Raw genomic sequence first — 13,308 nt, forward strand, 5'->3', positions numbered from 1 at the left:
TTCTGGTTATTGCGATGGAGGGACGGAGAAGGCTAGGCCAGCTTGGCGTTGGTTGTCCAAGTTTAAGGTGGTAGGCTGAGATCTTAGGTAAATCCGGGATCTTAAGGCCGAGAGCTGATGACGAGTGTTCTTTTAGAACACGAAGTGGTTGATGCCATGCTTCCAAGAAAAGCTTCTAAGCTTCAGGTAACCAGGAACCGTACCCCAAACCGACACAGGTGGTTGGGTAGAGAATACCAAGGCGCTTGAGAGAACTCGGGTGAAGGAACTAGGCAAAATGGCACCGTAACTTCGGGAGAAGGTGCGCCGGTGAGGGTGAAGGACTTGCTCCGTAAGCTCATGCCGGTCGAAGATACCAGGCCGCTGCGACTGTTTATTAAAAACACAGCACTCTGCAAACACGAAAGTGGACGTATAGGGTGTGACGCCTGCCCGGTGCCGGAAGGTTAATTGATGGGGTTAGCTAACGCGAAGCTCTTGATCGAAGCCCCGGTAAACGGCGGCCGTAACTATAACGGTCCTAAGGTAGCGAAATTCCTTGTCGGGTAAGTTCCGACCTGCACGAATGGCGTAACGATGGCGGCGCTGTCTCCACCCGAGACTCAGTGAAATTGAAATCGCTGTGAAGATGCAGTGTATCCGCGGCTAGACGGAAAGACCCCGTGAACCTTTACTATAGCTTTGCACTGGACTTTGAATTTGCTTGTGTAGGATAGGTGGGAGGCTTTGAAGCGTGGACGCCAGTTCGCGTGGAGCCATCCTTGAAATACCACCCTGGCAACTTTGAGGTTCTAACTCAGGTCCGTTATCCGGATCGAGGACAGTGTATGGTGGGTAGTTTGACTGGGGCGGTCTCCTCCTAAAGAGTAACGGAGGAGTACGAAGGTGCGCTCAGACCGGTCGGAAATCGGTCGTAGAGTATAAAGGCAAAAGCGCGCTTGACTGCGAGACAGACACGTCGAGCAGGTACGAAAGTAGGTCTTAGTGATCCGGTGGTTCTGTATGGAAGGGCCATCGCTCAACGGATAAAAGGTACTCCGGGGATAACAGGCTGATACCGCCCAAGAGTTCATATCGACGGCGGTGTTTGGCACCTCGATGTCGGCTCATCACATCCTGGGGCTGAAGCCGGTCCCAAGGGTATGGCTGTTCGCCATTTAAAGTGGTACGCGAGCTGGGTTTAGAACGTCGTGAGACAGTTCGGTCCCTATCTGCCGTGGACGTTTGAGATTTGAGAGGGGCTGCTCCTAGTACGAGAGGACCGGAGTGGACGAACCTCTGGTGTTCCGGTTGTCACGCCAGTGGCATTGCCGGGTAGCTATGTTCGGAAAAGATAACCGCTGAAAGCATCTAAGCGGGAAACTTGCCTCAAGATGAGATCTCACTGGAACCTTGAGTTCCCTGAAGGGCCGTCGAAGACTACGACGTTGATAGGCAGGGTGTGTAAGCGCTGTGAGGCGTTGAGCTAACCTGTACTAATTGCCCGTGAGGCTTGACCATATAACACCCAAGCAATCTGCTGCTTTGAGCTGAAAGGCGAAAGAGACCAGATTGCGGTGTATGAAGACGAAACGAACCGAAAGTTTGCGGCTCACAAAACACCGAATATCGATCACATACCCGATTTGCTGAAGCGCGGCCTCAAGGCCACGACTCGGTACCCGAATTTCTTGACGACCATAGAGCATTGGAACCACCTGATCCCATCCCGAACTCAGCAGTGAAACGATGCATCGCCGATGGTAGTGTGGGGTTTCCCCATGTGAGAGTAGGTCATCGTCAAGATTAAATTCCGAAACCCCAATTGCGAAAGCAGTTGGGGTTTTGTTTTTGGGGGCCAAAAGAGCGGCAAGCGGTCAGCTTCAAGCGGCAAGCCAGGGTGGGTGCGGCCGCAAGAACGATACAGGACTTGTGGGAGCGGGCTTGCCCGCGAAGAGGCCGGCAAGGGCGACGCAAGCCTCAAGGGCCTCTTCGTGGGCAAGCCCACTCCCACAGCGCCAGACCGTCTGCAGTATGCAAGGCTCCGGCTCATCGCCGGCAAGCCGGCTCCTACAAGGGACGGGGATGAGGCAATCTCTACGGCGTCCCGACAAGCCTGCTCCCACAGGAGGTGCTAAAGTCCTGCCTTCGTTTTGAATTCTCCAAGGAAGTCGGCATGCCGGACGCGACATCACTCAACCCTGCCTTCATGGTTGTCCAGAGCAACAGCCCTGAAGAACTGCGCAGCCTGGTGATCAACGTGATGCGGCGTTACCCCCTGGCGCCCCTGGAGAATGAGATCGCCCTGGTTCAGAGCAACGGCATTGTCCAGTGGCTGAAGCTGGCCCTGGCCGAAGACGCCGAAGACGATGACTCGGGAGGCTGCGGCATCGCCGCCGCCATCGACGTGCAACTGCCCGGCACCTTCATGTGGCAGCTCTACCGCATGGTCCTGGGCCGTGACGAGATCCCGGCCAAGTCGCTGCTCGACAAGGCCCCGCTGACCTGGCGCCTGATGCGCCTGCTGCCGGAACTGATCGACCAGCCGCACTTCGAGCCCCTGCAGCGCTTCCTTACCCATGACAGCGACCTGCGCAAGCGCTACCAGTTGGCTGAACGCCTGGCCGACCTGTTCGACCAGTACCAGGTCTACCGCGCCGACTGGCTGGAAGACTGGGCCGCCGGTCGTCACCAGTTGCGCAGTGGCCGTGGTGAAGCCAAGCCGCTGAGTCCGGCCAATTGCTGGCAGGCCGAACTCTGGCGTGCGTTGCTGCTGGATGTCGGCACCGAGGGCATGGCCCAGAGCCGCGCGGGCGTGCACCAGCGCTTTATCGAGCGCATCAACAGCCTGACCGCGGCGCCAGCGGGCCTGCCTTCACGGGTGATCGTCTTCGGCATTTCCTCATTGCCGGCCCAGGCCCTCGAAGCCCTCGCCGGCCTGGCACGTTTCAGCCAGGTGCTGCTGTGCGTACACAACCCCTGTCGCCACCACTGGACCGATATCGTCGCCGACAAGGACCTGCTGCGTAACGAATACAAGCGCCAGTCGCGCAAAGCCGGCATGCCGCTCGCCCTCGATCCCGAAACCCTGCACCAGCACGCCCACCCGCTGCTGGCCGCCTGGGGCAAGCAGGGGCGCGACTACATCAACCTGCTCGACAGCTACGACGACCCCAACAGCTACCGCGCGGCCTTTCGCGACGGTCGGATCGACCTGTTCAGCGAGAGCCTTCCGGCGACCTTGCTCAACCAGTTGCAGGACGACATCCTCGAACTGCGTCCCCTTGGCGAAACCCGCGAACTCTGGCCGGCCGTCGACCTCGATCAGGACCACTCGATCCGTTTCGAGATCGCCCACAGCGCCCAGCGCGAAGTGGAAATCCTCCACGACCAGTTGCTCGCCCGCTTCAGTGCCAATCCCGACCTGCGCCCCCGCGACGTGATTGTCATGGTCCCGGATATCGACAGCTACGCCCCACACATCCGTGCGGTGTTCGGCCAGCTCGAACGCAACGACCCGCGCTTTATCCCGTTCACCCTGGCCGACCAGGGCCAGCGTGGTCGCGACCCCTTGCTGATCGCCGTCGAACACCTGCTGAAACTGCCGGACAGCCGTTTCCCGGTCAGCGAGATTCTCGACCTGCTGGACGTTCCCGCCCTGCGCGCCCGCTTCAATATCGAAGAGCGCGACCTGCCGACCCTGCATCGCTGGATCGAAGGCGCCGGTATTCGCTGGGGACTGAACGCCGAGCAACGTGCTGGCCTCGGCCTGCCCGGCGAACTGGAACAGAACAGCTGGCGTTTCGGCTCGCGGCGCATGCTGCTGGGCTACGCGGTCGGTAGCGGCGACGGTTGCGAAGGCATCGAACCGTACGACGAGATTGGCGGTCTCGATGCTGCCTTGATCGGCCCGTTGATCGCGCTGCTCGATGCCCTGGAAATCGCCCACCAGGAACTCTCCGAACCGGCCCGTCCGCAACAGTGGGGCGAGCGCCTGCAAGCGCTGATCCAGCTGTTCTTCCTGGCCAGTACCGAGCACGACGATTACCTGCTGATCCAGCTCGAACAACTGCGCGCCACTTGGCTGGAAACCTGCGAAGCCGTCGACCTGCAGGAAGAACTGCCGCTGACCGTGGTGCGTGAAGCCTGGCTGGCCGGCCTCGACCAGGGCCGCCTGTCCCAGCGCTTCCTCGCCGGCGCGGTGAACTTCTGCACGCTGATGCCGATGCGCGCAATTCCCTTCAAGCTGGTGTGCCTGCTCGGCATGAACGACGGCGATTACCCGCGGGCCCAGCCACCACTGGACTTCGACCTGATGGGCAGCGACTACCGTCCCGGCGACCGCTCACGCCGTGAAGACGATCGTTACCTGCTGCTCGAAGCCCTGCTCTCGGCACGGGAACAGCTGTACATCAGTTGGGTCGGCCGCAGTATCCGCGATAACAGCGAGCGCCCGGCCTCGGTACTGATCGGCCAATTGCGCGACCATATCGCCAGCGGCTGGCGACTGCCCGACGCCGGCGGCGAACAGCTGTTGCACGCCCTGACCCAGGAACACCCGCTGCAACCGTTCAGTGCCCGCTATTTCCACGAAGGCGACAGCGGCCTGTTCAGCTATGCCCGGGAATGGCAGCAACTGCACGAACTGCAAGAGACGAGCCCGCCCATCTACGAACTGGCCGCCTACCTCCAGGAAGAACCGCTGACCCTGGCGCAACTGCAAGATTTCCTGCGCAACCCGGTCCGGCACTTCTTCAGCCAGCGCCTGAAAGTCTTCTTCGAAGCGGCCGAAGCACCTTTGGCCGACGAAGAACCCTTTGTCCTCGATGCGCTGCAACGCTACAGCCTCAGCGACAGCCTGCTGGGCGCAGCCCTGATGCACGCCGACAATCCCGAGCAAGCGCTGCGCCAGCAGGCCCGGCGCCTGCAAGGCAGCGGCCTGCTGCCGATGGCCGGCTTCGGCGAGTTGCTGCAAGACGAACTGATCGAGCCGCTGCCCGACCTGCTGCAACGCTACCAGCAACTGTTGACGCTGTGGCCGACGCCGGTGACCAGCGCCGTGCCGGTCAGTGTCGATGCCAGCGGCGTGCGTCTCGAAGGCTGGCTTGCCGGCTTGCACCAGCGCAGCGATGGCGGCTACCTCGCCGTCACCACCATTCCCAACAGCATCGGTTCGCTCAAGACCCGCAAATGGCATCGCCTGACCCGGCCCTGGGTCGAGCATCTGGTGGCCTGTGCCTGTGACCTGTCGATGACCACGGCGCTGGTCGCCAGTGACGATACCCTGCTGCTGCCGCCGTTCGAGCCGGAGCGGGCCCGCACCATTCTCGGCGAGCTGCTGCTGGCCTGGCAGGCCGGCATGCGCCGGCCATTGCCGGTGGCGGTGAAGACCGCCTTCGCCTGGCTGTCCCAGCCCGACCCGCTCAAGGCCGACGCCGCCGCCCGCAAGGCCTACGACGGCGACGGTATCAACAGTGAGGGCGAGCGCCGCGAAAGCGCCGCCCTGGCCCGGCAGTTCGCCGACTACGATGCGCTGATCGCCAGCGAAGAATTCACCGGCTGGTGCGATACCCTCTATCGACCGCTGCTCGAAGCGCCGTGGCGCGCCCTCGCGGCCGAGGAGGCGCGCCCATGACCGCTACCAAGACCCCGCTGGCCCTGGCCTTTCCATTGCGCGGCAGCCAGTTGATCGAAGCGAGCGCCGGTACCGGCAAGACCTTTACCATCTCCGCGCTGTACCTGCGCCTGGTGCTCGGCCACGGCGGCGAAGCGGCCGGTTTCGGGCGCGAACTGCTGCCACCACAGATCCTCGTGGTGACCTTTACCGACGCCGCCACCAAGGAACTGCGCGACCGGATCCGCACGCGCCTGGCCGAAGCCGCGCGCTTCTTCCGCAACGAGACGGCCGCCCCGGACGACCTGATCGCGCAATTGCGCGCGCAATACAGCATCGAGCAGTGGCCCGCCTGCGCGAACCGCCTGGACATCGCCGCGCAATGGATGGACGAAGCGGCCGTATCGACCATTCACGGCTGGTGCCAGCGCATGCTGCGCGAACATGCCTTCGACAGCGGCAGCCTGTTTACCCAGACCCTGGAAACCGACCACAGCGACCTGCTCGGCGAAGTGCTGCGCGATTACTGGCGGCTCTACTGCTACAAGATGCAGGGCGACGCGTTGAACTGGGTGCGCGCCAACTGGGGCGGCCCGGCGGCCTTGTTGCCAAGGGTCAGGGCCCTGTTCGGCAGCGACAGATCCGCTGGCGAACGACAGGATGATGTCGAGCCCGCCGAACTGATCGATGCCTGCCTGCGCGAGCGCCGCGCTGCCCTGGTGCAGCTCAAGGCCCCCTGGAAACAATGGGCGGCCGAACTGCGGGAGATCTGCCTGCAAGGCGTGGCGAACAAGACGGTCGACGGCCGCAAGATGCAGGCACGTTACTTCGAACCCTGGTTCGACAAGCTCACTGCCTGGGCCGACGACGATACCCAGGAGCAACTGGATATCGGCACCGGCTTCACTCGCCTGACCGCCGATGGCCTGGCCGAGGCCTGGAAGGGCGACGCCCCGCGGCATCCCGGTCTCGACGCCATGCCTGGGCTCAAGGCCAGCCTCGATGCCCTGCCGACGCCCGACGCCGCGGTGCTGGAACATGCCGCCCGTTGGGTCGGTGCACGCTTCGAAGACGAGAAGCGCCGCCGCGCCGAAATGGGCTTCGACGATATGCTGCTGCGCCTCGACGCGGCATTGCAGGCCGACGGCGGCGAACGTCTGGCGAGCCTGATCCGCGAACAGTTCCCGGTGGCCCTGATCGACGAATTCCAGGACACCGACCCGGTGCAGTACCGGATCTTCGAAAGCATCTACCGCATCGAAGACAACAACCCCGACGGCGGCCTGTTCCTGATCGGCGACCCCAAGCAGGCGATCTACGCTTTCCGTGGCGCCGATATCTACACCTACCTGCGTGCCCGCCAGGCCACCAGCGGGCGCCTGCACACCCTGGGCACCAACTTCCGTTCCAGCCATGCCATGGTCGACTCGGTCAACCACGTCTTCGCGTGCGCCGAGCAGCGTGAACAGGGGCGCGGCGCGTTCCTGTTCCGCGATGGCGCGCAGAACCCGGTGCCGTTCCTGTCGGTGGCCTCCCAGGGCCGCAAGGAAGTGTTCGAGATCGACGGACAGCCACCGGCGGCGCTGAATCTCTGGCAGTTGTCCTCCGAGCAGCCGTTGTCCGGCGCAGTCTATCGCCAGCAACTGGCAGCGACCTGCGCCAGCGAAATCGTCGCCCTGCTCAATGGCGGGCAACAGGGCCGCATCGGTTTCAGCCGCGATGGCCAACTCAAGGGCGTCCTGCCTTCCGATATCGCCATCCTGGTCCGGGACGGCAAGGAAGCCCAGGCGGTGCGCGGCGAACTGGCCGCTCGTGGTGTGCGCAGTGTCTACCTGTCGGACAAGGATTCGGTCTTCGCCGCCCAGGAGGCCCACGACCTGCTGGCCTGGCTCAAGGCCTGCGCCGAGCCGGATGTCGAACGTCCGCTGCGGGCGGCCCTGGCCTGTATCACCTTGAACCTGCCGCTGGCCGAACTGGAGCGCTTGAACCAGGACGAACTGGCCTGGGAAGCGCGGGTCATGCAGTTCCGCGGCTATCGCACGCTGTGGCGCACCCAGGGTGTGCTACCGATGCTGCGGCGCCTGCTCCACGACTTCCAGTTGCCCCAGGCCCTCATCGCCCGCAGCGACGGCGAACGGGTGCTGACTAACCTGTTGCACCTGTCCGAGCTGTTGCAACAGGCGGCCGGCGAGCTGGATGGCGAACAGGCGCTGATCCGCCATCTGGGCGAACACCTGGCGCTGTCCGGCCAGGCTGGCGAAGAACAGATCCTGCGTCTGGAAAGCGACGAGCAACTGGTCAAGGTGGTGACTATCCACAAATCCAAGGGCCTGGAATATCCGCTGGTGTTCCTGCCCTTTATCTGTTCGGTCAAGCCGGTGGACGGCAGTCGCCTGCCGCTGCATTACCACGACAGCGAAGGCCGCGCCCAGGTCAGCCTCAAGCCCACCGCCGAACTGATCGCCCAGGCCGACGACGAGCGCCTGGCCGAAGACCTGCGCCTGCTCTATGTGGCGCTGACCCGCGCGCAGCATGCCTGCTGGCTGGGTGTCGCCGACTTGAAGCGCGGCAATAACAACAGCTCGGTGCTGCACCTGTCGGCTCTCGGTTACCTGCTGGGTGGCGGTGCCGTGCTGGGCGAGTCCACCGGCCTGGCGGGCTGGCTGGCGCAACTGCAACAGGACTGCCCGACCCTGGCCTGGGGAGAGCTGCCAGAGCCCACCGATGCCTCGTTCCAGCCGCCACGCAACCAGGCAACCCTGCTCGAACCGTTGCTGCCCAAGCGCCGTGCCGCCGAGCACTGGTGGATCGCCTCCTACAGTGCCCTGCGCATCGGCGATCAGCTCAGCAGCGACAGTGACGAAGCGCCGGAAAGCCCCCAGGCGCAGAAACTCTTCGACGATGAGCGCCTGGACCCGGACGCGCCCCGCGAAGTCGCCGCCAGTGGTGGCGATATCCATCGCTTCCCGCGGGGCCCGAACCCCGGCACCTTTCTCCACGGTCTGCTGGAATGGGCCGGTGAGGAGCGCTTCACGGCCGATCGCACGCTGATCGAAAAGGCTGTCGCGCCGCGCTGCAACCTGCGGGGCTGGAAGGGCTGGATCGAGACCCTCAGCGACTGGCTCGCCCATCTGCTGCAAGTACCGTTGCGCCTCGGCAACGACCAGCCACCGGTGATCCTCGCGGGCCTGGACAGCTATCAGGTCGAGATGGAGTTCTGGTTCGCCAGCCACAAGGTCGACGTGCACCAGGTCGACGAACTGGTGCGTCGCCATACCCATGGCGGCGTGGCGCGGGCGGCGGCCGAGCCGGTGTTGCTCAACGGCATGTTCAAGGGCTTTATCGACCTGACCTTCGAACACCAGGGCCGCTATTACGTGGCCGACTACAAGTCCAACTGGCTGGGCGCCGACGATACCGCCTACACCGAGCAGGCCATGGCCGCGTCGATCCTGGAAAACCGCTACGACCTGCAATACGTGCTGTACCTGCTGGCCCTGCATCGCCAGCTCAAGGCCCGTCTGGTCGACTATGACTACGACCGGCACATGGGCGGCGCGCTGTACCTGTTCCTGCGCGGCACCCGTTCGCCCAGCCAGGGCGCGTATTTCGCCCGGCCGCCACGGGAGCTTATCGAACACCTGGACCTGCTGTTCCAGGGCAAGCCCGTGCCGAAATCCGCGCCCGCCTGGGAACAGGGGAGTCTGCTATGAAACGTTCCTTCGCCGAATTGCTGCCCACCGCGTTGAGCGACGACAGCCTGGCCGAACTGGCGCCGCTGAGTCGCGCCGAAGACCTGCTGCTGTTGCTCGAACGCTGGCTCGAACGCGGCTGGGTGCGGGCGCTGGACAAGGCCTTCGTGGCCTTTCTCCATGAGCTCGATCCGAGCGGCGATCCGCTGGTGCTGCTGGCGGCGGCCCTGACCAGTCACCAACTGGGCCACGGGCATGTCTGCCTCGACCTGTTCGAAACCCTCAAGGAACCGGACTTCGCCCTGTCGCTGCCACCGGAAGGCGATGTGCAGAGCGGTGCGATGCTGTTGCCCTCGCAACTGCTGGTGGCCCTGGACGGTGACGCGTGGTGCCGGGCCTTGCAGGCCAGTTCGCTGGTGGCGCTGGCCGACGATCATGGCGCCGGGGCCGGGCAGCGGCCGCTGGTCCTGAGTGGTCGGCGCCTGTACCTGCGACGTTATTGGGGCTACGAGCGGCGCATCGACAACGCCTTGCGCCAGCGCCTCGCCGAACACGAAGCCAGCCCCGACGATCTGCCGCGGCGCCTGAGCGAACTGTTCGGCGTGGCGGCTGCCGGCGAGCGCATCGACTGGCAGAAGCTGGCCTGCGCCCTGGCGACCCGTGGTGCCTTCAGCATCGTCACCGGCGGTCCCGGTACCGGCAAGACCACCACCGTGGTGCGCCTGCTGGCCTTGCTCCAGGCCCCGGCGGTGGAAGCCGGGAAACCGCTGCGCATTCGCCTTGCGGCGCCGACCGGCAAGGCCGCCGCGCGCCTGACCGAATCCATCAGTGCCCAGGTGCGCTCATTGCACATCGATGAAGCGGTGCGCGCGCGGATCCCCAGCGAAGTGACCACGGTGCACCGCCTGCTGGGCAGTCGTCCCGGCACCCGGCACTTCCGCCATCACGCCGGCAACCGCCTGCCGCTGGACGTGCTGGTGGTGGACGAAGCCTCGATGATCGACCTGGAAATGATGGCCAACCTGCTGGACGCCTTGCCGGTGCATGCACGGCTGGTGCTGCTGGGGGACAAGGACCAGCTCGCCTCGGTGGAAGCCGGCGCGGTGCTCGGCGACCTGTGTCGCGATGCCGAGGAGGGCTGGTACAGCGCGCAGACCCGCGACTGGCTGCAAGCGGTCAGCGGCGAGGACCTGAGCGCCAGCGGTTTGCGCGAAGACCTCGATCACAGCCATCCGCTGGCCCAGCAAGTGGTGATGTTGCGTCACTCGCGACGCTTTGGCGAAGGCAGCGGCATCGGCCGGTTGTCGCGGCTGGTCAACCAGCAGGCGGCGGACGAGGCGCGTGCCCTGCTGGCGGCGGGCAGTCATGCCGATCTGTTCGCGCTGGCCCTCAAGGGCGAGCAGGACCGCGCGTTCGAGAAGCTGGTGCTCGACGGCCAGGGCAGCGAGCGCAAGGGTTATCGGCACTACCTCGGGGTGATGCGCGGCCAGCGCCCGGCGGCGGGCGTCGACCTTGATGATCCGCGCTGGTCGGACTGGGCCCGCGCCGTGTTGCAGTCCTTCGACGAATTCCAGTTGCTCTGTGCCGTGCGCAAGGGCCCATGGGGCGTCGAAGGCCTGAACCAGCGCATCACCGCGGCGCTGTTCGCCCATCGCCTGATCGACAGCGACCAGCACTGGTACGAAGGGCGCCCGGTGCTGATGACCCGCAACGACTACGGCCTGGGGTTGATGAACGGCGATATCGGCATCGCCTTGCGCCTGCCGGAGCGCGACGGACCGCAAGCCGGCCAGCAGGTGCTGCGCGTGGCGTTCCCGCGCAACGACGGCCAGGGCGGCGTGCGATTTGTCCTGCCGAGCCGGCTGAACGACGTGGAAACCGTCTACGCCATGACCGTGCACAAATCCCAGGGCTCGGAGTTCGCCCATACCGCGCTGATCCTGCCGGAGGCGCTGAACCCGGTGCTGACCAAGGAACTGATCTACACCGGGATCACCCGGGCCAAGGACTGGTTCAGCCTGATCGAACCCCGCGGCGGCGTGTTCGAAGAGGCCGTGCGGCGCAAGGTCAAGCGGCTGAGCGGGTTGATGCTGGAGCTGGGAGAGTAGTTGCCTGTACCGGCCTCCTCGCTGGCAAACTGCACTGAGAACCTTGTGGGAGCGGGCTTGCCCGCGAAGGGGCCCGCGAGATCGCTGAAGACTTCCAGGCAATCCCGATTCCCACAGGCACCGCGTTCGCTTCAGTCGAGCTGCGCCACCGCCACCTTCGCGGCCGCCTCGATCCCCATGAAGCGCCGCACCCGTTCACCCCGCGGCTCTTCACGAATCGCCCCGGGACTGGCATCCAGTTGCACCACGCCGTTCTCCATGAAAATCACCCGGTCGGAAATCGACATCGCAAAATCCATCTCATGGGTGACGATCAGCATGGTCATGCCTTCATCGGCCAGGTCGCGAATCACCTTCAGGACATCGCCCACCAACTCCGGGTCCAGTGCCGAGGTCGGTTCGTCGAACAGCATCACTTCCGGCTCCATCGCCAGCGCACGGGCGATCGCCACCCGCTGCTGCTGGCCACCGGACAACTGATGCGGATACTTGTGGGCATGGGCCAGCAGGCCGACCTTGTCCAGCAGCGCCAGGGCCCGCTGTTCGCCCGATACGCGCGCCGCGCCGTGGTAACGCGGGGCCAGGGTGATGTTGTCGAGAATGCTGCGGTGCGGGAACAGATTGAAGTTCTGGAACACCATGCCGATGCGCCGTACGCCGCGGCGTACCTGCGCACTGTTGGGATGGTCGGCGGCACTGATGAAGCTTTCGCCGAACAGCACGATCTCGCCCTGATCGATGCTTTCCAGGCCGTTGATGGTGCGGATCAGCGACGTCTTGCCCGAGCCGGACGGGCCGATGATCGACAGCACCTGGCCGCTGCCGACGTTCAGGTCGATGCCCTTGAGCACCTCATGGTCGCCATAGCGCTTGTGGATATTCTGCAATTGCAGGGCCGGCGCGGCCCCGGCGACGGCCTTCGTACGGGCTGCCGCGGCCAGCGCTGGCAAGCTCGCCCGCAGGCTGGCGGCGGCGCTGTCGATGAGGGTCCGAGGCTTGCGCTGGCTGAGGTCCAGATACTGTTCCAGGCGCTGCAACAGCCAGCCGAACAGACTGACGATCAGCACGTAGTACACCGCCACCGCGCCAAGGGTTTCCATCACCAGGAAGTTTTGCGCGTAGAGGCGCTGGCCCACCGTGAGGATCTCGGTCAGGGAAATCACCGAGATCAGCGACGTCAGCTTCACCACCGTGATGTATTCGTTGATCAGCGTCGGCAGCGAGATGCGGAAGGCCTGGGGAATCACGATCAGGCGTTGCAGCCCGAGCAGGCCGACGCCCAGGGCCCGGCCGGCCTCCTTCTGGCCCTTGGCGACCGAGATCAACCCGCCGCGATGAATCTCGGCCATGTAGGCCGCTTCCGTGACCACCAGGGCGAACAAGCCCGAATAGAACGGGTTCGACAGTACACGGCCGGTAACCGGAAACAGCTGAGGCAGGTTGTAGACGAACACCACCAGCACCAGCAGCGGGATACTGCGGAAGAACCAGATGTACACCACTGCCGGCAGACGGAACCAGGCCGCGCTCGACAGCTTGGCCGAGGCCAGGACAAAGCCCAGCAGCATGCCGATAAACCAGGCCAGGGCGCTGAGCTCGACCACCGTGACACAGGCCTGCCAGAAGGCCGGCATCGAGAACAGCGAGAAGAAATAGGGCCAATCGAATTGCATGGGAACCTCGGTGTGGCTGTATCGCAGGTTGCGGGGGATCCTTTGCATCCACTATCCCTGTAGGAGCCGGTTTGCCGGCGATGAGGCCCTCGAGCCTTGCATCGCCTGACCGGTCGCTATCGCCGGCAAGCCAGCTCCCACAGTTGATCGTTCCCACGCTCCGCGTGGGCATGCAGCCCGTGACGCTCCGCGTCACAAGCGCCGACGCGAGCGCCCGGCGAGGCATTCCCTTGCCGCGCGCG

At 64.4% G+C, this 13,308-nt stretch carries 4 protein-coding genes and 2 rRNA genes (1 of these 6 running past the window's edge); 5 read left to right on the top strand and 1 reads right to left on the bottom strand.

Annotated elements, in window-relative coordinates; genetic code table 11:
- From KI243_RS03540 to recD, 5 genes are all read left to right on the top strand, one after another.
- A 23S ribosomal RNA gene (locus tag KI243_RS03540) occupies positions 1-1,500 on the top strand; it begins 1,392 nt to the left of the window's first position.
- A 169-nt stretch (positions 1,501-1,669) separates the two neighbouring features.
- Positions 1,670-1,785 (top strand): 5S ribosomal RNA (rrf, locus tag KI243_RS03545).
- 370 nt (positions 1,786-2,155) lie between these two features.
- A complete protein-coding gene (gene recC / locus KI243_RS03550; RefSeq protein WP_212810455.1) occupies positions 2,156-5,614 on the top strand; it encodes an exodeoxyribonuclease V subunit gamma in 3,459 nt (1,152 codons plus the stop codon).
- On the top strand, positions 5,611-9,306 hold the full coding sequence (gene recB, locus KI243_RS03555; protein WP_212810456.1) for an exodeoxyribonuclease V subunit beta: 3,696 nt from the start codon (positions 5,611-5,613) through the stop codon (positions 9,304-9,306). Before recC ends, recB begins: the two co-directional genes overlap by 4 nt.
- Positions 9,303-11,393 (top strand): exodeoxyribonuclease V subunit alpha, encoded by a 2,091-nt coding sequence (gene recD / locus KI243_RS03560; protein WP_017126676.1) that lies wholly within the window; start codon positions 9,303-9,305, stop codon positions 11,391-11,393. Before recB ends, recD begins: the two co-directional genes overlap by 4 nt.
- 131 nt (positions 11,394-11,524) lie before the next feature.
- Here recD and KI243_RS03565 read toward each other — a convergent pair whose 3' ends face one another.
- Positions 11,525-13,066, bottom strand: a complete 1,542-nt coding sequence (locus tag KI243_RS03565) for an amino acid ABC transporter permease/ATP-binding protein (protein WP_212810457.1) — start codon at positions 13,064-13,066, stop codon at positions 11,525-11,527.
- Positions 13,067-13,308: the final 242 nt, after the last annotated feature.

The sequence above is a fragment of the Pseudomonas sp. Ost2 genome, assembly GCF_018326065.1.
In the GTDB taxonomy this organism is placed as follows: Bacteria; Pseudomonadota; Gammaproteobacteria; order Pseudomonadales; family Pseudomonadaceae; genus Aquipseudomonas; species Aquipseudomonas gingeri.